This window comes from Paenibacillus sp. TSA_86.1 (assembly GCF_052691815.1).
Window position 1 is genome coordinate 86,050 of sequence record NZ_JBQZGE010000002.1, and the last position, 21,951, is coordinate 108,000.

General features: G+C 44.1%; 20 protein-coding genes. 19 read left to right on the forward strand and 1 reads right to left on the reverse strand.

All coding sequences use genetic code 11. From position 1 onward, the window contains the following. Nucleotides 1-154: 154 nt before the first annotated feature. The 8 genes from ACUTVW_RS06595 to ACUTVW_RS06630 all read left to right on the forward strand — a co-directional run bounded on the left by ACUTVW_RS06595 (nucleotide 155) and on the right by ACUTVW_RS06630 (nucleotide 11,370). Complete coding sequence (locus ACUTVW_RS06595) at nucleotides 155-733, forward strand: CGNR zinc finger domain-containing protein (protein WP_445645064.1); 579 nt, start codon at nucleotides 155-157, stop codon at nucleotides 731-733. 202 nt (nucleotides 734-935) lie between these two features. Then, entirely contained in the window at nucleotides 936-2,309 is a 1,374-nt protein-coding gene (locus ACUTVW_RS06600) for an amidohydrolase family protein (RefSeq protein ID WP_445645065.1), read from the forward strand. Nucleotides 2,310-2,633: 324 nt separating this feature from the next. Further along, complete coding sequence (gene licT, locus ACUTVW_RS06605) at nucleotides 2,634-3,473, forward strand: BglG family transcription antiterminator LicT (RefSeq protein WP_445645066.1); 840 nt, start codon at nucleotides 2,634-2,636, stop codon at nucleotides 3,471-3,473. 147 nt (nucleotides 3,474-3,620) lie between these two features. Beyond that, entirely contained in the window at nucleotides 3,621-5,486 is a 1,866-nt protein-coding gene (locus ACUTVW_RS06610) for a beta-glucoside-specific PTS transporter subunit IIABC (protein WP_445645067.1), read from the forward strand. Between the two features lie 13 nt (nucleotides 5,487-5,499). Then, nucleotides 5,500-6,954: a glycoside hydrolase family 1 protein gene (locus ACUTVW_RS06615; protein WP_445645068.1), complete on the forward strand. Its 1,455-nt coding sequence runs from the start codon at nucleotides 5,500-5,502 to the stop codon at nucleotides 6,952-6,954. A gap of 571 nt (nucleotides 6,955-7,525) precedes the next feature. After that, nucleotides 7,526-8,935, forward strand: a complete 1,410-nt coding sequence (locus ACUTVW_RS06620) for an amino acid permease (RefSeq protein ID WP_445645069.1) — start codon at nucleotides 7,526-7,528, stop codon at nucleotides 8,933-8,935. Between the two features lie 318 nt (nucleotides 8,936-9,253). Next, entirely contained in the window at nucleotides 9,254-10,342 is a 1,089-nt protein-coding gene (locus ACUTVW_RS06625) for a hypothetical protein (protein WP_445645070.1), read from the forward strand. 92 nt (nucleotides 10,343-10,434) lie between these two features. Then, complete coding sequence (locus ACUTVW_RS06630) at nucleotides 10,435-11,370, forward strand: tyrosine-type recombinase/integrase (protein ID WP_445645071.1); 936 nt, start codon at nucleotides 10,435-10,437, stop codon at nucleotides 11,368-11,370. A gap of 232 nt (nucleotides 11,371-11,602) precedes the next feature. Here ACUTVW_RS06630 and ACUTVW_RS06635 read toward each other — a convergent pair whose 3' ends face one another. Beyond that, complete coding sequence (locus ACUTVW_RS06635) at nucleotides 11,603-12,532, reverse strand: L-lactate dehydrogenase (protein WP_445645072.1); 930 nt, start codon at nucleotides 12,530-12,532, stop codon at nucleotides 11,603-11,605. A 351-nt stretch (nucleotides 12,533-12,883) separates the two neighbouring features. On the opposite strand from ACUTVW_RS06635, the gene ACUTVW_RS06640 reads away from it, so the two are divergent. The 11 genes from ACUTVW_RS06640 to ACUTVW_RS06690 all read left to right on the forward strand — a co-directional run bounded on the left by ACUTVW_RS06640 (nucleotide 12,884) and on the right by ACUTVW_RS06690 (nucleotide 21,877). Continuing rightward, a complete protein-coding gene (locus tag ACUTVW_RS06640) occupies nucleotides 12,884-14,161 on the forward strand; it encodes a WD40/YVTN/BNR-like repeat-containing protein (protein WP_445645073.1) in 1,278 nt (425 codons plus the stop codon). A gap of 229 nt (nucleotides 14,162-14,390) precedes the next feature. Continuing rightward, on the forward strand, nucleotides 14,391-14,600 hold the full coding sequence (locus ACUTVW_RS06645) for a hypothetical protein (RefSeq protein WP_445645074.1): 210 nt from the start codon (nucleotides 14,391-14,393) through the stop codon (nucleotides 14,598-14,600). A 276-nt stretch (nucleotides 14,601-14,876) separates the two neighbouring features. Then, nucleotides 14,877-15,896, forward strand: coding sequence for a fibronectin type III domain-containing protein (locus ACUTVW_RS06650; protein ID WP_445645075.1), 1,020 nt, complete (start codon nucleotides 14,877-14,879; stop codon nucleotides 15,894-15,896). Nucleotides 15,897-16,035: 139 nt separating this feature from the next. Then, on the forward strand, nucleotides 16,036-16,623 hold the full coding sequence (locus tag ACUTVW_RS06655) for a histidine phosphatase family protein (RefSeq protein WP_445645076.1): 588 nt from the start codon (nucleotides 16,036-16,038) through the stop codon (nucleotides 16,621-16,623). Nucleotides 16,624-16,723: 100 nt separating this feature from the next. Next, nucleotides 16,724-16,990 (forward strand): GNAT family N-acetyltransferase, encoded by a 267-nt coding sequence (locus ACUTVW_RS06660; protein ID WP_445645077.1) that lies wholly within the window; start codon nucleotides 16,724-16,726, stop codon nucleotides 16,988-16,990. Nucleotides 16,991-17,020: 30 nt separating this feature from the next. Further along, a complete protein-coding gene (locus ACUTVW_RS06665) occupies nucleotides 17,021-17,335 on the forward strand; it encodes a GNAT family N-acetyltransferase (RefSeq protein ID WP_445645473.1) in 315 nt (104 codons plus the stop codon). Between the two features lie 23 nt (nucleotides 17,336-17,358). Then, nucleotides 17,359-17,844 carry an AAA family ATPase gene (locus tag ACUTVW_RS06670; RefSeq protein WP_445645078.1) on the forward strand — a complete coding sequence of 162 codons (486 nt, stop codon included), beginning with the start codon at nucleotides 17,359-17,361 and terminating at the stop codon, nucleotides 17,842-17,844. A 49-nt stretch (nucleotides 17,845-17,893) separates the two neighbouring features. Next, nucleotides 17,894-18,508: a C39 family peptidase gene (locus ACUTVW_RS06675; protein ID WP_445645079.1), complete on the forward strand. Its 615-nt coding sequence runs from the start codon at nucleotides 17,894-17,896 to the stop codon at nucleotides 18,506-18,508. A 117-nt stretch (nucleotides 18,509-18,625) separates the two neighbouring features. Beyond that, nucleotides 18,626-19,024, forward strand: a complete 399-nt coding sequence (locus ACUTVW_RS06680) for a DUF2500 domain-containing protein (protein WP_445645080.1) — start codon at nucleotides 18,626-18,628, stop codon at nucleotides 19,022-19,024. Nucleotides 19,025-19,220: 196 nt separating this feature from the next. After that, nucleotides 19,221-19,970: an SDR family NAD(P)-dependent oxidoreductase gene (locus ACUTVW_RS06685; protein ID WP_445645081.1), complete on the forward strand. Its 750-nt coding sequence runs from the start codon at nucleotides 19,221-19,223 to the stop codon at nucleotides 19,968-19,970. Between the two features lie 206 nt (nucleotides 19,971-20,176). Continuing rightward, nucleotides 20,177-21,877, forward strand: coding sequence for a hypothetical protein (locus ACUTVW_RS06690; RefSeq protein WP_445645082.1), 1,701 nt, complete (start codon nucleotides 20,177-20,179; stop codon nucleotides 21,875-21,877). Nucleotides 21,878-21,951 lie beyond the last annotated feature (74 nt).

Consider the following 21,951-nt stretch of genomic DNA (forward strand, 5'->3'; position numbering starts at 1 on the left):
TTTCATTCCTCTCTTGTCAGACTCATCTCGTCTTGTTTCATCATGCTGGTAACTAGCTAATATGGGTTGAAATGGTTACAATTAATATAACACAATCTCAAAGGGTGTAACCATCTTTATCTAATTTAGACAGTTACATTAATCGGAGGACCTAATGGATAGATTATGGACTGATTTTGTAAACAGCGATTATCATGATTGGCGTGGCGGGGAGCGATCAGAAGACAGAATGGGGAACGTAAGCTGGCAACAAGATTTCTTGAATCGTTGGAATTTGGGAGCGCCAGTACCGGCATCGAATGAAGAAGAATCCACCATGAGAAGCTTTAGAGATGGTTTGCAGTCACTTGCTATTCGTTTATCTGACGGAACAATCTTAACGGAGAAGGATCGAGCATGGTTGAATGATTTTATGCAGGCTGGTGAAGTCATTAGACGATTCATCTTACAGGAACAGAATCAAGGACTGGGTATTGCGCTTGTTCCCATTCATAGACATTGGGCTCAGGTGATGGCAGAGATTGCTGCTGATTTTGCAATGACACTGGTAGAAGGCGAAGGAAAGAGAATTCGATCCTGTGACAATCCGGACTGCCGCTGGATCTTCTATGATGATACCCGGAGCAGAACACAGAAATATTGCGATGATAAGATGTGCGGAAACCTAATGAAGGTGAGACGTTTTCGAGCGAAACGAAAAATGCACTCTAATGGGGAAAAGAGTGAAACATAATTATCAAGTTTACCAACGAAGTTCAATTTTTTCCAATCCGTGAATTACCGTATAGGTCTCAGTTATCTCTTCCAGAATTTGATAAATAAAAACACTTGATATATAATGTATATATACTAGCGAAAATATAGTCATAAGCAAAAGGAAATAAGCAATGCAGATCGGATCATTTTACAAACCATTATGATGGGAGAGGTGTCTCATGGGGACAAGTTATCTTTTGAAGAACGGTTGTGTATTATCGATGGATGCTCGTATTGGTCAGTATAACAGGGCAGACGTACTTATTCAGGATTCTGTGATTGCGGCCATTCAACCGAATATAGAGGTGGCTGATCCAGATATAGAGGTCATCGATGCTTCTGACATGATTATTATGCCTGGACTGGTGGATACACACCGGCATATGTGGGAATCACTCGTCAAAACAGCGGGAACCAACTGGTCGCTGCCTGTATATCTGCAAAATTTGTACTATGGAGCGATGGGAAGCAAGCTTCGTCCGCAGGATAGCTATATTGCCAATCTGCTTGGATCACTGGAAGCGCTTAATGCAGGCGTGACCACTGTACTGGACTGGAGCATGCCATACTCGGCTGAACATACGGATGAGTTGATTCGAGGACTGCAGGATGCAGGCATTCGTGCTGTTTTTGCTCATGGTGTACCAGGTGAAACGGCGTATTGGAATCGAGATAGCAAGTTATCGTATCCCGAAAATGTTAGAGGGGTTAAAGAGAAATACTTCTCTTCGAATGATCAACTCCTCACCTATGGACTTGCGATTCGCGGCCCAGAGTTTAGCCACTGGGATACAACGGTGCAGGACATAAGGCTTGCAGAAGAACTGGACGCGATTTGTTCGATGCATGTCGGTTTCGGAAGCTGGGGATCAGCGGACCGTTCGATCAGCCGAATGTATGAGGCAGGGCTGCTTAGTCCGCGGATCAATGTTGTTCACGGGAATACGATGGGTATGGATGAATTCAAAATGCTGGCGGATACCGGGGCCTCTTTGTCAGTCACACCTGAAGTCGAGATGATGATGGGACATGGATATCCAGCTACAGGACACTTTCTCGAGCATGGAGGTACGCCAACGCTTGGGGTAGATGTCGTGACCTCGACAGGTGGAGATATGTTTTCACAGATGAAGTTTGCACTGCAAGCCGAACGTTCCCGAACCAATGAATTATTGCTACAACAAGGGGAAATGCCCGGTGAACTGAGTTTGCAGGCAAGCCAGGTGCTGCGATTTGCTACGTCTGCGGGTGCACAGGCTTTAGGACTGGAGCGAAAAACAGGATCGCTTACACCAGGCAAAGAAGCGGATTTAATTATGATTCGTACAACAGATCTGAATCTGTTTCCGGTGCATGATCCCATTGGAGCTGTGGTGCAATTTGCTAATCCATCCAATGTGGATACGGTTTTTGTTGCCGGGAAACCCGTGAAGCGAGAGGGCAAATTGTTACATGTGGATCTGGATGAAATTCGCCGCAAAGCCATGCAGAGTACGGAATATTTGCTGACGCAATATCGGATGTCCGATGCGAATCGGGTTGTTTTTTCATAAGGTTGGTAACATCAATAAAAGTAAAAGGGCCGTTAATCTGGAATACGGCTCTTTTCTCTTCTTTTTCTTTTTGATCTAATCGATTATCTGTATTACTTTTTCAAATCAAACCAGAGTTGAAGTAAGGTATGTTGACAAATAGAACGCTTTCCACTAAGATAGCCATATAAGTTAATAATGAATTTAATCAGGATTGTTACTGATCAGCAGGCAAGACCGATTGATAATGCAAACATGCAGAATTTTTTTTTCATGGTTGCATAATTAATGGTCTTTTTTTTGTTGTTAAATTCTGTTAACGTTTCATTTTAAAAGGAGATTCCGATGAAGATCACGCGAATTATTAACAATAATGTCGTCTGTGCAGTCAATGAACGGCGCCAGGAGATGATGCTTTTAGGCAGTGGCATTGGTTTTCAGAAGAAAAAGGGAGACGATGTGGACACAGTCAAAATTGAAAAAGAATTTTTTCTGAAATCCAGAAATGTAACAGGTAAATTATATGCCCTGCTGGCACAAATCCCCATGGAATATATTCGTGTGTCCGACAGTATTATTCAGTACGCCAAGCAGTCCTTAAACAAGGAACTCAATGAAAATATATATCTAACGTTAACGGACCATATTAACTTTGCCGTAGCACGTTACAAACAGGGCATGAATTTCAATAATGCTTTGTTGTCTGAAATTAAAGCGTTTTACTCCAATGAATTCCGCGTGGCTATGAAAGCCCGGGATATGATTAATGAGGAATTTAACATTACACTGCCTGAAGATGAGGCCGGGTTCATTGCCCTTCATATTGTCAATGCAGAACTGGGATCTGAAATGGAAGAAACCATGAAGATTACACAGTTGATTCATAAAGTCTTGAATATTATTCGATATCAGTTTAATATACATTTTAATGAAAGCTCGCTGCATTATTCCAGACTAGTCACACATTTGAAATTTTTCGCCTATCGCTTGTTTAATCATACGATTGTAAAAAGCGGTGACAGTGACTTTCTCCATATCATTAAAGAAAAGTATGCGAATGAATATCAATGCAGTCTCCGGATTGCGCAGCTGATTCGAGTCGATTATGGAAAAGAATTAACGGAAGATGAATTGGTGTATTTAACGGTTCATATCAAAAGGGTCATTGATGAAGAGAAGGAATAATTCATCAGTCCATTATAATGAGTATACTAGGATTGTTACTGGTGAGGCAGGCAAGACCTAGAGTTCCATCGTGTATAGAGCTTATCTATATTCGATAGAATTCTAGGTCTTTTTTTATACCTAAAAACGTTTGAGGGGGAGCAGTACATGAAACATGAAAGCACAGCCGCCGAGATTTTAAAACTGGTCGGTGGAGAAAAAAACGTAGATAGTGTAACACACTGTGCTACAAGGTTGAGATTTAATCTGAAAGATGAGAAAGTTGCCAACAATGATGCATTAAAAAATGTCCAAGGTGTTGTGGGTGTTGCCAGCAGTGGTGGGCAGTATCAGGTCATTATCGGTAATGAGGTAAACAATGTGTATAAAGCTTTGACGCAACTGGGGAACTTTGCAACCAATAATGATGCCCCTACTGTGAAAAAGGGAAAACTGACTACGCTTCTGGACACGATCTCCGGAATCTTTACACCCATCCTGCCAGCCATGATTGGTTGTGCGATGATCAAAGCCGTTCTTCTTATTTTGAAAACATTTGATCTCGTTGATCTGGATGGGCAGTTCAATACAATTATGACCTTTATCGGTGATGCGGCATATTACTTCTTGCCGATGCTGCTTGCCTGGAGTGCGGCCGTTAAGCTTAAAGCTAACGTGGGATTTGCATTAACCATTGCTGGTGTTCTGCTGCATCCTGCTCTTGGAGCGTTGATGAGTGCAGGTAAGCCCGTTGCGTTTTTGGGACTGCCTGTCACGCCGGCAACATATACTTCGTCGGTTATTCCGATTATTTTAGCGGTATGGATCTTGTCGTATGTTGAACGCTTTGCCGAGAAGTATTCTCCATCGGTTATCAAATCCATTCTTAAACCGTTGATCGTGATTCTTATTATGGCTCCGCTAACGCTGATTGTACTGGGTCCGATCGGTGCCATCGCGGGTAACTACCTTGCATCAGGCGTTTCTTTTGTTAATACACATGCGGGATGGTTAGTATCTGGTATTATCGGCGGGGCATTCCCGTTCCTGATTATGACAGGTATGCATTATAGTTTGGGACCTGTTGTGCTCACTGCGTATGCACAGACGAAGACGGATAGCATTGTTGGTCCAGGTATGCTTGTGCACAATATTTCTCAAGGTGCAGCTGCGCTTGCGGTTGCTATAAGAACTAAAAATAAAGCATTTAAACAAGTTGCTTATTCTACAAGTATAACGGCCCTTCTCGGAATTACCGAGCCCGCCTTGTTTGGTGTAAACCTACGTTTGAAAAAACCACTGATCGCTGTAATCATTGGTGGCGTTGTAGCTGGTGTTTATGTCGGTTTGTTCGGTGTAGCTCGATCGGCTCTGGGTATTGCAGGTATAGCTACGCTACCCGCATTTATCACGGATCATCCATGGAACCTGGTTCATGCCGCAATTGGTTGTGTGATTGCATTTGTAGTTACATTCATCATGACTCTTATCTTAGGATTTGAAGATGTACCTGAGGATGGAAAGAATCAAGCAACTCAAGAAAAAACGTCTACGAACGATCGTACAACGGTTGCCGGTGTCTCTGAACATGTCCTCACTGCTCCGTTGACTGGTAAAGTTCTGGAGTTATCCACGATTAATGACGAAGCTTTTGCAACTGGCGCTATGGGAAAAGGAATCGCTATTGTGCCGACAATTGGAAAGCTTGTAGCACCAGCGGGCGGTGTGGTATCTGCGGTTTTCCCTACGTCCCATGCCATTGGTATTAGTTCAAATGATGGTGCGGAGCTTCTCATTCACATCGGAATGAATACCGTAAAGCTGAAAGGGGAGCATTTCAAGGTTCATGTCCAAGAAGGCGATACTGTAAAAGCTGGAGATTTGCTCATTGAGTTTGATACGAATGCCATAGCGGCTAAGGGTTACGATCTGACTACACCGATCATTGTTACGAATTCGGATGATTTTGTAGATGTCATCACAACGGACAAAGAATCAATTACAATCGGTGAAAATCTCATCAAGATTATTTAAGGAGGAATGATTCATGAATACCAAAAATACTTTCCCCGAATCTTTCATGTGGGGTGGTGCAACAGCGGCAAACCAATACGAGGGTGCCTGGAACCTTGATGGCAAAAAAGCGAGTACAGCTGATATGATGACAGGCGGAACCCATACGGTTCCCCGTCGCATTACGATAACGACTGAAGAGGGGGTTCATTATCCTTCTCATGAAGCCGTAGATTTTTACCATCATTACAAGGAAGATATCCGTTTGTTCGCAGAGATGGGTTTCCGTTGTTACAGAATGTCCATTGCATGGTCCAGAATTTTCCCTAACGGAGACGATGCAGCGCCGAATGAAGCGGGGCTTCAATTTTACGACAATGTGTTCAATGAATTGAAAAAGTATAATATCGAACCGATCGTTACAATCTCCCACTATGAAGCACCGTTTGCATTAACCGAAAAATTCAATGCTTGGGCTTCCAGAGAAATGATCGATTGTTATGTTAATTATTGCGACGCAATCTTTAATCGTTACAAAGACGTGGTGAAGTATTGGATCACGTTTAACGAGATTAATAGCCTGATTGTTCCAGCAGGTGCCTACTTGGCAGGAGGACTTCTGGTTGATAAAAATGGCGGTGTATTTAACAATACATCAGTGGACAGCACGCAGATGAGATTCCAAGCGCTGCACCATCAATTTGTGGCGAGTGCCAAAGCAGTCAAACTTGCGCATGAGATCAATCCAGACTTCAAACTCGGTTGTATGATCAATTACAGTCACGGGTACGGAAGTACATGTAAACCGGAGGATATGTTACAAGCGCTAAGAATGGATCAGATCAACAATATGATGAGCAGTGACGTACAAGTTAGAGGCGAATATCCTGACTTTGCGAAGAGATATTTTGAAGAGAAAAATATCCACATTCAGATGGCCGATGATGATCAAGAAGTTCTCAAACAAGGTTGTGTGGATTTCTATAGCTTTAGCTACTATAAATCTCACGTGGTCGGTACCCGCCCAGAGGGTGATGAGACCCAAGGTAATGTCTTTGGTGGATACAAAAATCCATATCTGAAAGCTACGGACTGGGGCTGGCAGATTGATCCGGTTGGACTCCGGTACGTGCTGAACCACGTATACGATCGGTATCGCATTCCGATGATGATTGTAGAGAATGGCCTGGGTGCAGTTGATGTGGTTGAAGAGGATGGTACCATTAACGATACGTACCGAATTGAGTTTTTGCGCGCTCACATTGAACAAATGAGAGAAGCTGTCCGTGATGGCGTTAACCTGATCGGTTATACAGCCTGGGGTTGTATCGATATTGTGAGTGCTTCCACGGGTGAAATGGCCAAGCGTTATGGCTTTATACATGTAGATAAGGATAACGAAGGCAAAGGCACGCTGAAGAGAAGTAAAAAGAACAGTTTCTACTGGTATAAAAAAGTGATTGAATCTCATGGAGAAGATCTGCATTAGGATTAGAAGTACAGATAAGTATCGTTGCTCCATAATCGTTAGTCGAGAGATGTGGATATGGCACAACGATAGGATTGATTGAAAGATTGCAAGGGGCCGCTGAATTTAGCGGCTTTTTTTGTTTATATAAACTTTAGATGATTTAAAATGGATTGCAGGTTAACTTAGGCGTACTCATCTGATGAATGAAGGGAGGAGATGACAGCAGAAAAAGACGAAATTCTTTTTCATCTGTATAAATACATATAACAACGATTTGTAGCATGATTTAGTCCGCGAGAGTATTCGAAAAAACTGCGCATAATATAAATTATACGCAGTTTTACTTTAAATCCATTTTCATAACTTAACCTGGGAAACAGAACATGATATTTTTCGTGGATAAAGGTCACAATAAGCTAACTCTCAAAAATAAATTTAATCATTCAACGCGATAACGTGTAGAATTCGATAGGTTTTTATAGGTGATGCTTAAGATAGAACAAATGAGTTTTTCGTAGAACAGATGAGACAACCTTCGTCGTTATTACGTCGCAACATATTCAAGCTTCACCATGAAAGGAACATGTGTATGAGCAGAAATGAGAAAATCAGGTTGTTATTCCGTAAAAAACCGATTGTCAGCGAAGCGAACGAGAGCGGTGCATTGAAGAGGGCCCTTGGAGCCTTCGATCTAACGACGCTCGGAGTTGGAGCGATTATTGGTACCGGTATTTTTGTACTGACAGGTGTGGCAGCTGCCAAATATGCAGGACCTGGTCTGGTGTTATCCTTTTTACTGGCGGGTATTATCTGTGCGTTTGCCGCTCTATGTTACTCTGAATTTGCCTCCACCATTCCGGCATCGGGAAGTGCTTATACGTACAGCTACACAGCGTTTGGTGAAGTGATTGCCTGGATTCTGGGCTGGGATCTTATTCTGGAATATGGCTTTGCGAGTGCGGCGGTAGCTAGCGGTTGGTCGGGGTACTTCCAGACCTTATTATCCGGGTTCGGACTAGAGTTGCCTCATGCGTTAACGAGTGCGTTTAATCCGGAAACAGGCACGTATTTTGACATTACCGCAGCTGTAATTACATTAATCATTACGTTCCTGCTTACCCGAGGGGTGAAGGAAGCGGCGAGAGCGAATGGGATCATGGTAGCGATTAAAATTATCGTCGTATTGATCTTCATCGGGGTGGGTGTATTTTATGTTCAGCCAGCGAACTGGCATCCCTTCCTGCCATTTGGTTTCTCCGGTGTGACAGCTGGTGCCGCTACAGTGTTTTTTGCTTATATCGGGTTTGATGCTGTATCAACAGCAGCCGAAGAAGTGAAGCGACCTCAGCGTGATCTGCCCATTGGTATTATCGCTTCTCTTGCAGTGTGTACCGTTCTTTATATTGTAGTATCTCTGATTCTCACAGGTATCGTGCCGTATAACATGTTAAACGTAAGTGATCCGGTAGCCTTTGCATTTGAATTTGTTCAATTAAACGGCTTGTCCTGGATTGTGTCCCTAGGGGCGATTACGGGTATTACAACAGTATTGCTGGTGATGATGTATGGTCAGACCCGTCTGCTCTATTCGATGTCACGTGATGGGTTGTTGTCCCCGGTGTTCTCGAAAGTGAGTGGCAAAAGTCAAACTCCAGCGATCGGAAGCTGGGTTGCCGGAATTATCGTAGCTTTGTTTTCCGGTTTTATCTCACTCGGCCATCTGGCGGAACTTACGAACATCGGAACGTTGTTTGCTTTTGCAGTAGTAAGTCTCGGAATTATTGTATTGCGAAAAAATAACCCTGATCTTAAACGGGGTTTCCGCGTTCCGCTGGTACCTTTGATTCCCATCTTGAGCGCTCTCGGCTGTTTCTATTTGATGACTCGTCTTGCAGCGCTAACCTGGATTACATTTTTCGGCTGGTTGATCATCGGATTAATCATCTATTTTGTCTATGGTCGTAACCACAGTCATTTGAATCCGCTTCGACGGAAGTGAATCTAAACCTAAACCAGAAGTGATCCACAAACGTGAGTATGATTAGTCCCTGTTCCATTCGCGAGACGAAGGAGCAGGGATTTTTTTGTGCCGCCATAGGAGTTAAGGGATGGGAAAGAAGATGTGGACAAAGTTAAGGATTAATATCGAAAAATTAATGTTAAATGAATTCTGATGCGTTATACTCGACACTCGAATGGGTAAGGGTTAAAGGGAACAGGCCGGATGCATGAACAGGCCGGGGTTGCGGCTAAACCAAATATGAAATATATTGGGGTGGTGTGAGCTGCAACCAGAACCGAAGAGAGGGGTTATTTAATGAAGGAACGATTACATAACGATTTCAATGAACACTCGTCGCATTTTGGATTTGCACTCGCGGATTCAACGGTTCTCACAGAGGCGAAACTAATCATATCTCATGAGGGTAGCGCAGATGATGTGCAGCTGGATATCGATCCGCAGCGACATCTGGAGGATGGCCGCAAAGTTTCCGTGATCGCACAGCAATTGCAGACAGCTATTCTCCGAGAGGATGCTAACATTCTATATGGATCTGAAATATCGTACGTGCAATATGCGATTCATTTGACGGAGAATAGTCGGATTTCGATTGCTTCGATCCAAGGCATAAGTTATCCTATTGAACTTGATCTGGCACCTTATGAAGCGGGAGAATACGAGGTACGCATTGCCCTGCATCGAAAAACACCCCGGATCGCCGAAGGTCCGTTGGAACCGGAACAACTGGCAATGGTGAAATACGCACAGGTCAATACCGTACATATTACGCTGTTCCCGGCAGAAGCCCCAATGCTCGATTCATCATCAGCCGTATGGACACGAAATCATCACGTGTTTGACTCCTACGGCCGAAGAGGGTTCATTCTTGCGGATCTGGATCATGTTGCGAAGCGAGTAGAAGAACTGTTCGGAACAGGCAACCATAATTTGATTGAATATTTTACAGCAGGTCATCTGGATATTTTACTTGAAGAAGGGCTTATGGTGGTAGTATGGGGGATGACTCCGTGGTGTTATTCTATCTATTCTCCACCGAACGAGCAAGCCGCTAATATGTTGGCATGGGATAAGCTTGGGGATGGGCCTGAGCGACAAGCGATATTTTACATTGATCCGAAGGTACAGCGGTTAAGTATTGTTCCAGCGAATGAGCTGGCTTTTTGGACGGATTGCATTCGCAAAGATTGGCCAGTTATTGATATTCCAGGCGAAGGGGAGACACTTCATCTGGATCTGTATGTTCAAATAGCGGAATCGGTGAATGAACTTCATGAAAATCCAATTCCGTCGTTTGTGCTCACGCGCAGCACGGGCCAACCGGAAACGATTTTGCTAATGGCCGATGTTGTCATTGTAGAAGAGGTTGATTTTCCATTAACTTGAGGATACATTCTCTGTCATCGGTGTGCAGATGGTAAGGCCATTTCATACAGTTCAGTTAATACATGAAAAATCAGAGGAGGTGAGGGGAGCAGATGATCAACGAAGAGATTAAGGAGCGGTATTCAGATGAACTGGAGGCTTTTCATATCTGGATGAAGGATGCCGGTTACACGGGACATACGGTCAAATCCTACACGGGGGATGTGGTGGAATTCCTTATTTCTATTCAAGGAAAATCGCTGGAGCAAGTGAAGAAGCTGCATGTACTTTCTTACCTTTCTCGTGCAAGGGAACGTGGCGTGAGTGATGCTACCCGTAATCGTAAACACGCGGCGATCAACTGTTTCTACAAATCCCTCATTGAACTTGAAGTGCTGACCACTAATCCGGCATCGGGTATCAAAAAATCTAAAACGGAGAAAAACCGTGCTCCCGTCTTTCTGGACGAAAGCGGTTTGACCCGTTTCCTGACATCCGTCGAGGGCAAGTATCGCACCCGTAATCTATCGATTTTTTTGCTTATGGGTTACATGGGGCTGCGTGTGGGTGAAGTTCATGCGCTTAATTGCAAAGACTATAACCCCGAGCGGCGAACCCTGGACGTGTTCGGTAAGGGACGGAAATGGCGCTCCATACCTGTTCCCGAAACGGTAGCAGAAGTGTTGTCTCAGGCTCTCGGGGAGCGACTGAATCCGTGGCGCGGCGAGAAAGAAGAAGCTTTGTTTATATCTCAAAAAGGAAAGCGTCTTTCCATTCGCAGCATGCAGCTCATCTCCACAGAAACCTTCGAACGCTTCCAGCAGGAAGCGCCTTCTCATCAGCGTCAAAGGTATTCCAGCCATAAGCTGCGTCACTCGTTCGCCACCATGATGCTGCGGCGGGGAGCTGATCTGCGTACAGTGCAGGAATTGCTCGGACATGCCTCCATTCAGACGACGACGGTATACACCCATGTCACCAGCCGGGAAAAAGAAGAGGCAATGGCTCTGCTGGACGTCAAACTTCCGCTCAGTGAAATAACAAAATAGATCAAGAGAAGCCGTTCGGAGTTTACTTTCCATCATTATTATTATGTAAACCAAAAACTTAATTGAGTTGAAGATCACATCATCAAGCGTGTCTCTACGGCAATATCCTAGAAAGTGGAACGAACTGCCACAACAAAGGCTGATTCCGTTTAACTTTTTAGATAACCAAAAGACCATCCAAAACTCTATGCAGAGTCTTGGAATGGTCTCTTTTAATTGCATAAATGATGTGTTATTCCAGTCCGGCAATCTCTTCTTTTAATTTGTTCGCAGAGGCCTGGAAGGCTATTTTTTCGGTTTCATTCAACGGGAGAGGTAGAATTTCACGGACGCCATGACGATCTACGACACAAGGCACGCCCAGATATACATCGGAAACGCCGTTGTAATCTTCAAGTAACGTGGATACGTTCAGAACGGAGCCTTCGTTACCCAAAATGGCAGCGACGATACGATCTAGCGCCAGCGCGATGGCATAGGATGTGGCTCCTTTGGCATTAATGATTTCGTAAGCCGCATTTTTGGTGCTGTCAAAAATGTCCTGTTGTGTTGCTTCGTCCAGTTCAAGATCGGTTCCTGCCACGTTAGCCAGACTCCAGACAGGCACCTCGGAATCACCGTGTTCACCGATGATGTGCGCGTGAATGCTGCGAGGATCAATGCCTTTATTTTTACCAATCAAATAACGGAACCGTGCGCTGTCCAGCAATGTACCTGAGCCAATGACCCGGGAAGCCGGCCAGCCGCTTTGTTTCCAGGAAGTATAGGATAAAATATCGACAGGGTTTGTGGCAATGAGCAAAATACCATGAGAGTTAACCTCTGTAATCCGATCGATGATATCTTTGAAAATGCTTGCATTTTTCTTCAGGAGATCAATTCGAGTCTCGCCCGGTTTTTGTGAAGCACCCGCAGTAATGATAATAATATCGGCATCCTTGCAGTCGGAATAGTCACCAGCCCATACCTTTACGCCTCCGGTAAATGGAAGACCATGGTTCATATCCAGCATTTCGCCGGTTGCTTTATCATGATTCACATCCACAAATACCAACTCGGACGAACGCTGTCTTAGCATAAGCGTGTACCCCGTAGTTGTTCCTACCGCACCCATGCCAATAATAACCACACGACTGGGCTTCAATGCTGAACTTGTTGTCATGATCTTAACCTCTCCTTTTTGGGTATACTACCATCCATATTAAGGGATATGGGTAGATAAAGCGAGTTTTGTCTATAACTTTTTTCACAACATGTACCAGATTACGAGGAAAAATTCCATAATCAGGCGAGGTATAACCCGAGTTAACATGACAAAAAGTGTCATACATCATTCGTTTTGAGAACAATATTACGCAATTACATCTAACAATCGGCAGGTACCGATGCGGGTGTGAGCCTTTAGGTCGAATTTTGTGGTAGAATAGGAGCAGTGGATTCTGATGAATCGTAAATATAACTTCATCATAGAGACATGCGCGTCTGTCTGATGGATTGGAGAGGTGGAACCCACTTGCATTCGCAATGGAGAAAAATCGCGCAGACAGTATTGCTGTCTATAGGTATGATCATTTTGCTCGCTGCATGTAGCAAAACAGAGCAGCCGCCGGCTGTGGAACCTCCGGAACAGGATGAGGGCGGTAACGTAGGTCAGACTCTTACCGTTGTACCTCCGACAAATAATAACGCTGAAGCAGCAGAGATGGCCAAATATCAAATTCAGACCCGTTTGACTGATTTTCAACTCATTAATGATAACGGCGGCTTGGCTTGGGGAGTCACGCGTAATGCGCTTCGGCTCTATTACACTCAGGATCAGGGGAAAACGTGGACAAACATCTCACCCTCTGAGAATGTGCAATTTCCGGCTAATCCGAAATATGGAGAAAGTATTTATTTTGTAGATCGTATGCATGGCTGGATTGTTCGAGAGGGGATGGGAGGCACGGATACGATTGTGCTTCGTACCAATAATGGGGGCGTGAGCTGGAGCTTGTCTTCTTTGTCCAAGACGAATAAGGTAACGGGGATTTCTTTTGTCTCTCCAGAGAAGGGCTGGGTTCTAACGACGCTAGATACGGGTATTGGCAAACAGGACAAGAATCTGTATCGCACTCAGGATGGGGGCATAACTTGGGAGCGAATGACATCCAGTGATGAGAAGGATAAAACGACAACAGGTGAAATCTCAAGACGGGGCTACACCACAGGGATGACATTTTCGGACTCAAAACATGGATTCCTGAGTACTATAGAATTTGGTACACCGAAGCTGTATGTGACATCAGACGGTGGAGAGAATTGGCGTACAGCGTCTTCTTTTTTTGACCGGAATAAATACAGTGCGTGTGGTAATTTCACGATTAGCGCGCCTCAATTTTTTGGACGTGAAGCCAAATCGGCTTGGATGTCCATGTCTTGTGGTAGTGGAGATAGCATGATTTTCAGTGGTTTCTTCACAGCAGATGGTGGCCTAAGTTGGAAGAACTATGCGTTTAATCTGAACAAACAAACGGGGATCAATCGCAACCTGGCGCCTGTATTCCTCAGCCCATCCGAAGGTTGGGGGATGCAGAAGGGCATCATGTATTACACGAAGGACACAGGGAAAACGTGGAAAGCACATCCTGCAAGCAGTGTTTTAGTAAAGATTTTTAAAGACTATCCTGAGATCGTGAAAATGCAGATGGTATCGCCGAAGCTGGGCTGGATCCTGGTGGAGAATACAGATGCAAAACGATCACTACTGCTTCAGACCATTGACGGTGGAGAGCATTGGGAAGTGTTGTAATATACAGAGTGAGAGCCTGACCGATGGTTTAGATCTAAATGAGGCCTAGAATTACCTCTAAATCTAAGTCATAAGAATGCACATTGGGAAAAGGAAATGAAGGGGAGATCTCGAATTGAGGTTTTCCCTTTATTTTTTATTTTATTTTTTCATTACATTGTGAAATTAATCACAAGTAAATGAATTAGATGATGTTATAGTTAACTCAAGAAGAAAAGGAGTGATGAAGATGAGAACCAACGGTCAAACTCAATTCACGCAGGCGGATGAATTAACAAGATACATGCTTCACTTATGCTACACATGTGACGATGCCAATCGTTGCACCACTGAAGAAGCAGTGAAGGCTTGCATGGCTGCACATACAGAAAAAGAAAAGCTGGAACCAGCCGAAGGTGTAGATGTAACTCGCGGATTCATGGATATGATGTACGCTTAATGAAAGAAAGTGGAACTGAAAATGCAGTTGTATCAACGAATTACCCCCGAAAGGGGGGGTTCTTTTTTGCAAAAAATCACAGAAAAATCACATATGTTGTAACAAGCCATAGTAAGATGATCAACCGTCTTTTCTCATATTCTTTATCCAGTAAAAAATAAAAATTCAAAAATTTAGATGATATTTATAGATCAGCAAGTTAATGTTTAGACATAAAATGCAAGTCGTTATATCCTTAGATCTGTTGAAAGAAAACATTTCAGGAGGCATAAGTTTATGAAGAACAAGTCGTTTAAAAAAATAGGGTTTATGTTTGGTTTGTTAGTTTTATTATCCTTTGGACTGTTACATTCTAATGCGTCCGCAGCGTCTGTTGGTGATCAATTAACTTCACCTGAGAAAGGATGGACAAGGTACGATGATTTAGATCCAATGGTAAAATTTGAAGGTTCATGGTTTACAGACACAGCTGCTTTAAACTTTAAAGGTACTCAACAATATACTAAGACCGGTACATACTCATTTAAGTTTACTGGTAGTGCATTTCGACTAATAGCTTCAAGTTACAAAGCGCACGAAAGTACTTCTGTAGAGGTAACAACAGATGGGGTTGCAGAAATATACTCAGGAGTTAAAAAGAATGATAATAGACAAGTTATTTTATATGAAAAATTGAATCTGCCCTATGGTGAGCATACAGTTATAGTAAAGAATCTTCTAACAGCAAAAAATGTGACAATTGATGCAATTGACTTAAACATTCAGAAACCTAGTTATCCGATTAACCTAGTAGCATCAGCTGGTGATAGTCAAGTATTACTTAACTGGAATCAGATTAAAAATGCAGAAAGCTACACTGTAAGATTTGGTACGGAGTCCGGAAAATATACGGAAACAGTGGCAGCGAATAAAGATGAATATGGAAATTTGGTTATACCAGGTTTGACAAATGGAACTACATATTACTTTGTGGTTACAGCAATTGTGAATGGCATCGAATTCCAGCCATCTAACGAAGCATCAGCAACTCCGCAAGGAAATGTCACCGAACCAGAACAACCGTCGGACAACCGTGCGATACTCGTCGTGACAATGACCACAGGTCTTGAAAAAGAATATGACCTGAGCATGCAAGAAGTCAACAGTTTCATTGATTGGTACGAAACAAAACAAGCAGGTAGCGGAAAAGCTTCGTACGCTATTGATAAACATGATAATAACAAAGGACCCTTTAAAAGCCGTAAGGACTATGTCCTGATTGATCGAATTCTGACTTTTGAGGTAAGTGAATACTAAGAAAGAGTGCTCCATCAACTTAGGTTGGTGGGGCTTTTTTTGGTCATCAACCATTGACGAACAGCTGTATCATGTGATAGCTTCGTTCTACATGGAAGATGCAGGAATGGATGAGGGTATTTAGAAAAGAGGAATACATATGGCTATTATAGGGATTATTCGGCATGGTGTAACCGACTGGAACGATCAATATCGGACACAAGGACACACAAATATCCCACTCAACGCAGAGGGGAGAAGACAGGCACATTTGCTTGCTAACCGAATTAGATCCGAATCATGGGATGTTATTTATTCCAGTGATTTGTCGAGGGCATTGGAAACAGCATCTATCCTTGGCAAAGCTAATTCACTCGAGATACGTGTAGATTCCCGGCTGCGTGAGATGGACTGTGGACAAATTGAAGGTACAACAGAGCAGGAACGTGTAGACAAGTGGGGATATGGCTGGTCCAAACTGGATCTGGGCATTGAATCACATGAATCTATTGTAAAAAGGGGCAGGGAGTGTCTTTCTGAGCTTGCTGACCAGCATGCAGATCAGAATATATTAGTGGTAAGTCACGGGGCATTTCTGAGCCTTACTATGAAAAGAATACTTGCTCATATGGATATCAGGGAGAATCTATCAAACACATCGGTAACACATTTGCACAGTGGATATCCGAGGTGGGATTGTTCGCTCTATAACTGTACTAAACATCTTACGCTGGCTGCTTCTGACTGAATTGGAGCAATGGAGGATACCATGCAAATTGCAGATATACCGTCCGAGATCGTAGAGCGAATCGGAAGCATACATCAAGCTGCTTCCTAAATTAAGTGATTTGTACGTTAAAGAAATATATCGTGGTCAAGGTGCTGGGTCAGCATTGATCCGGTATAGAGAAGAATGTGCCAAAAAATTGGGTTATAGCGAAATGTTTGTGAGTGTTGATCCTGTAGAAAATCCCAGAATGATCAAGCTGATCTCAAAGTACGGCTATTATGCCATCTCGGAACCGTACACGAAGCAGGCTGTTTATTACAATGAAGATGGTCCAAGTTACGAGAAAACGTACATACGGATGGATTTGAGAAAGCAACTGCTGTAGTGTTGGTTTGCTTCGCTGTGGCATTGTGACATTGACCTTGGAAACAGGAAGGCAGAGATTGGTTATTGGCTGAGCCAGGAATATGAGGGAAATGGACTCATCACGAAAGCAGTCAACGTACTTATGGAGCACGCATTTGAGCAGCTTGGCTTGAATAAAGTGGAGATTGGTGCAGCAACTGACAATCGGAGAAGTCGTGCTATACCTGAGAAACTAGGTTTTCAACGGGAAGGTGAGCTGCGAGATTATGAGTTTTTGAATGGGAAATTTCTACATCGAGTGATGTATGGCCTAAGGGCTGAGGAATGGCAGTCTAGCGATCCACAGCGAGATTGGAGCTTATAAGACAAAACAGGAGGAACATTTTAATGAGTAAACTACCTTTATTTGTAATCACAGGTGCGAGCGGTACGGGCAAAACAACAGTGTCGTCACACGTGCGCAAGCTTTTGCCTGAATTTGACGTCTTTGATATGGATATCATCGACAACATAGATTGGCAGATTGCCAAAGAGAATTGGCTGCGAGTTGCTTATAGTATCTCATTAAGCGGAAGAGGCACGGTTTTATGTGGCACAATGGTACCCGAAAATATTGCATCCTCCAAATATATCGAACAATTTGATCGTATTCATTACGTAAATCTACATTGTGATGATGCCACGCGTGAGACGCGGTTGCAAGCACGGGGCTGGGACGAAAATGCGATTGAAGATCATCGTAATTTTGCGAACTGGCTGTTGCAGAATGCGGATAAAGCCTTTGACCCGGTGATGCCAACGGTGGATACAACGGATCTGTCTTCAGAGGAGGCTGCGAAACAGATTGAGCAGTGGGTCAGAGGAAACTGGTAATAGAGTTTTTCATCATATAGTAAGGTGACTAACAGGAGGAAGCTTCGAAATGATATTCAATATTGTCATGTGGCTAGCTATTGTCTGGTTGTTTCTTCGCTATTACAGCCTTCCAAAGAAAGATGATATGTACAGTGTCAAAGTACCCTCAACATACTTCATCCAGGCTCAGAATAAGGCAGAAGTACAGAAGAACGTTGAATGTGCTGCTTTTTCCAGTGCATATGTTTTGAGGCATTTTGGCATTGAATCAGAAGGAAATGAGCTGTATCGAACCTATCCACGCAAACTTCTGGATGGTTCGTTTTATCCTAAAGCAATTATTGTTTTTTTCAAAAAACTAGGGTACCCTGCCACGTATTTGCGTGGCAATGTGAATACCTTAAGGAGGCAGATCAGTCAGGGCGTGCCCGTCATTCTGTTTATCAGGGTTCATGCGGATCGGCGATTTTTGCACTTTGTGCCTGTAGTCGGGTATGATGAAACCCATTTTTATCTGGCAGAGTCACTGGATTTCAAGCGAAATTGTGATGAAGAAGTACATTACAACCGGAAGATTAGTATAGATGAACTGGAATCGTTATGGAACACATGGCTGCCTTTCAGCCAGCACTCCTATATTGTGATTGAGCCACATCCTGATTTTCTAACTAAATCTGCCTAAGATATACGATGTAAATATTTCATCAGGTTAACAAGTTCTGTGTTCGTCCGCATATACATTTACAGAAGACGGGTCAAGACTCCGGCTGTCCGAAGTGTATGAACGGAGGGGAGAGACATGGGCATTGAATCATCCTGGATGTTTGATTTGTTTGGAACCGTCTTTCCGGTGGCATTTGTCCTGATTCTGGGTTTTGTGCTGTTATCAATGGGCAAAGAAGTATGGAGATGGGGACGCAATAATGCGGAGCCACTACTGACCGTACACTCTCGCATTACCAGCAGACGAGTGAAGATGAGCCAGCCACCTTCCGATTCCGGAAGCACAACTGCCGCACGAACGTTGTATTACGTCACCTTCGAAGTGGAGAGCGGCGATCGCTTGGAATTCAAAGTGAATGGCGAAGAGTATGGCATGTGTGCGGAGGGAGACGAAGGGCGACTCTCGTTTAAGGGAACACGGTATATTGGATTTGAACGAACGAATCGCTTGTATACCGAACGTTTGCGAGGTTAAAAGAGGCTAAACATGGAGTAGCTTGCGCCCAAGTGGCGTAAGCTTTTTTTGGCGGACTGGAGGACAAGCGTTTCTTAATGGGGTGAACCTGTTTGTATATAGGTATAGGGTGAATCAAAAGCGGTAAGTCATGAACCGTGGAACAATGATATCAAAACAGGATTAAAGAATAGAACCTACCAAAGGAGGAATCGTTATGTCATTTACCGATCAGGTTGTTGTTGTCACTGGAGCTGCCCAGGGAATTGGGCGAAGCGTAGCTGAAGCTTACGCGGTTGCCGGGGCTAAAGTCGTACTTGCCGATGTTCAGGAAGCCGAGGGAGCAGCGGCGGCAGCTTCCATACGCAATGAGGGCGGTGAAGCCATCTTTGTACAGTGTGATGTGAGGAAAGAGCAGGATATTCAGCAGCTGTTTGATACGGCAGTGAAGGAGTTCAAGCAAATTGATGTACTGGTGAACAACGCCGGCGTATCCAGATGGAAATCTCCCTATGAGCTAACGATAGACGAATGGGACGATGTGCTCAATACGAACGTGAGAAGCTGCTTTCTGGCAAGTCGGGAGGTAGCCTGGCATATGAAAAAAAATGAAAATGGCGGCGCCATTGTGAATATGGCTTCGACTCGTGCGATGATGTCTGAGCCCAATAGCGAGGCATATGCCGCATCAAAAGGTGCGATTACTGCGCTGACACATGCGATGGCAGTCTCACTTGGCAAGGATCAAATTCGGGTCAATTGTATCAGTCCCGGCTGGATTGAGACTGGCGATGAGTCCAAACTCAAAGCAGAAGACCACGAACAGCATCCATCCGGCCGGGTTGGCGTGCCATCGGATATATCAAGGGCCTGTCTGTATTTGTCCGACCCTGCTAATACCTTTGTCACAGGGACTAATCTCGTAGTTGACGGTGGTATGACCCGAAAAATGATATATGAGGACTAGAACCGGGACATTGACCCGGAGCAGCTCGTTCAAGACTCCTCGAAGCTAGAATAAGCCCAAGTTAAGCACTTGGGCTTATTTGAATTTGATAAGTCGGTTGCTATAATGAATGTGGTTTTACAACAGAACAGGAATGGAGGGAGTGTATGTTCGGGAAAACATCCCGGAAAGTATGTTGGCTGTTATTACTGATCGGAGGAATGATAATGATCGGGATCAAGTCACCTGTTAAGGCTGACGGCGTGGATATACGAGCAGCCTGGGTATGGCAGGCACAGTCCGTTAAGAATGCAGGAGATGAGCTGCTGGCAAATGCAGCTAAACATAAGATTAACCGACTGTATGTGAACGTGGACATGAGTATATCCAAAGAAGTATACCGAGCGTTTATTGCCAAAGCGAGTCGTGAAGGTATAGCCATTGAGGCACTAGGCGGAGATCCTTACTGGGCTGTTCAAAGCCGTGAGGGCCCTATGCTTCGATTAACTTCATGGGTACAGGACTACAATCAGGCTGTGGAACCGAGTGAACGTTTTGATGCAATCCATCTGGATGTTAAACCATACGTGCTGCCTGCATGGAAAGAAGACGCCAAACCTTTGGTACAATCCTGGGTCAGCAATATGAAGAAGGTATTGAATCAAGCGAAGCAGAATGGAGGAACAGCCGTACATGTTGATCTGCCGTTCTGGCTCGATTCATACACAGTCCAAGGGAATCGAACGGCTGACGATGCAGATAACGAAGCACTGTCACACTGGTTTATTCAAAATGTAGATCATGTGACGTTGCTTGCTTACCGTGATACTGCACAAGGGAGTAACGGAATTATTCGTCTAATTGAACAGGAGATGCAGTGGGCAGACATCAGTGGTACAAGTGTTACTGTAGGTGTAAACACCAAACCGATGCCTGGTGAAGAATTTACCAGTTTTGCTGGCAAAGGCTCCTTACAGCTGGAAACTGCTCTTCAGGAGGTCGCTACTGCATTCCGAGAGCATAAGTCTTATGCAGGTTCAGCAGTCCATGATCTGACGTATTGGGGAGAGCTGGAGCCTGATGATCAGTCGTTGCCTGAAAAACCTGTGAACCCGCCTGCAAGTGCACCTGAGATTCGTGGAACCTACATCTGGGAGGCTTCGCAGGTGACGGATGATGGCGGAGAACATATTCTGGCTTTTGCCAAAAAACAGAAGATTAACTGGTTATATGTACGACTGGATCTGGATCAGCCGTACTCCAGTTACCGTAGTTTTGTGAAAAGAGCAAAAGCCCAAGGAATCGAAATTCATGCGATGGGTGGACATCCGATCTGGGGCAAAAAGGAAAACCGTCCTCGGATCAAACGGCTGATCGATTACGTGAAGAACTATAATGCCGAAGTGGAACCAGACGAGCGGTTCGAGGGCATTCATCTGGATATCGAGCCGTATACGCTGCCTGAATGGACGGAGAAGCGGGATACACTGCTGACCGAATGGGCTTCGAATATCGCTTATTTCCAGGAAGAGACGAAGAAGGACAGCAATCTTGAAACAAGTGCGGATCTTGCGGTATGGCTGGATACCTTCCCACTTCCAGGCAAGGAGATCTCTGTGACTGAGTTTATGATTGATACTCTGGATCATGTATCTCTGATGGCATTCCGCAACACCGCAGAGGGCTCCAATGGCATAGCTGCGGTGGTAAGCCAGGAGATGGAGATTGCAGATCGTTTAGGCAAACCGTTGCTTATTTCTGTCGAAATGAAAGAAAATTTTGAAGGTACACATATTTCCTTTCACGAAAAAGGAGCCAAGGAAATGGAAGGTCAGCTGAGCAAACTGCCTGAACTTCTCTCGGGATACAAAGCTTACAAAGGGAATCTGGTACATGCCTATGATTACTGGATTGAAGCTAAACCTTAATGTGTGCATCTGATTAGGAGAAGGTAAGTAAGTGTAGGAAAAAGGCTTCGGGACTTCACTTTACGTGAGGTTCC

Bases quoted from the DNA above. Each gene is read 5' to 3' on its own strand.
- ACUTVW_RS06600 (WP_445645065.1), top strand. From the start codon at position 936: ATGGGGACAAGTTATCTTTTGAAGAACGGTTGTGTATTATCGATGGAT.
- ACUTVW_RS06690 (WP_445645082.1), top strand. From the start codon at position 20,177: ATGATCGGGATCAAGTCACCTGTTAAGGCTGACGGCGTGGATATACGA.
- ACUTVW_RS06635 (WP_445645072.1), bottom strand. From the start codon at position 12,532: ATGACAACAAGTTCAGCATTGAAGCCCAGTCGTGTGGTTATTATTGGC.
- licT (WP_445645066.1), top strand. From the start codon at position 2,634: ATGAAGATCACGCGAATTATTAACAATAATGTCGTCTGTGCAGTCAAT.
- ACUTVW_RS06625 (WP_445645070.1), top strand. From the start codon at position 9,254: ATGAAGGAACGATTACATAACGATTTCAATGAACACTCGTCGCATTTT.
- ACUTVW_RS06655 (WP_445645076.1), top strand. From the start codon at position 16,036: ATGGCTATTATAGGGATTATTCGGCATGGTGTAACCGACTGGAACGAT.
- ACUTVW_RS06615 (WP_445645068.1), top strand. From the start codon at position 5,500: ATGAATACCAAAAATACTTTCCCCGAATCTTTCATGTGGGGTGGTGCA.
- ACUTVW_RS06620 (WP_445645069.1), top strand. From the start codon at position 7,526: ATGAGCAGAAATGAGAAAATCAGGTTGTTATTCCGTAAAAAACCGATT.
- ACUTVW_RS06630 (WP_445645071.1), top strand. From the start codon at position 10,435: ATGATCAACGAAGAGATTAAGGAGCGGTATTCAGATGAACTGGAGGCT.
- ACUTVW_RS06595 (WP_445645064.1), top strand. From the start codon at position 155: ATGGATAGATTATGGACTGATTTTGTAAACAGCGATTATCATGATTGG.
- ACUTVW_RS06680 (WP_445645080.1), top strand. From the start codon at position 18,626: ATGGGCATTGAATCATCCTGGATGTTTGATTTGTTTGGAACCGTCTTT.
- ACUTVW_RS06645 (WP_445645074.1), top strand. From the start codon at position 14,391: ATGAGAACCAACGGTCAAACTCAATTCACGCAGGCGGATGAATTAACA.
- ACUTVW_RS06675 (WP_445645079.1), top strand. From the start codon at position 17,894: ATGATATTCAATATTGTCATGTGGCTAGCTATTGTCTGGTTGTTTCTT.
- ACUTVW_RS06670 (WP_445645078.1), top strand. From the start codon at position 17,359: ATGAGTAAACTACCTTTATTTGTAATCACAGGTGCGAGCGGTACGGGC.
- ACUTVW_RS06610 (WP_445645067.1), top strand. From the start codon at position 3,621: ATGAAACATGAAAGCACAGCCGCCGAGATTTTAAAACTGGTCGGTGGA.
- ACUTVW_RS06650 (WP_445645075.1), top strand. From the start codon at position 14,877: ATGAAGAACAAGTCGTTTAAAAAAATAGGGTTTATGTTTGGTTTGTTA.
- ACUTVW_RS06685 (WP_445645081.1), top strand. From the start codon at position 19,221: ATGTCATTTACCGATCAGGTTGTTGTTGTCACTGGAGCTGCCCAGGGA.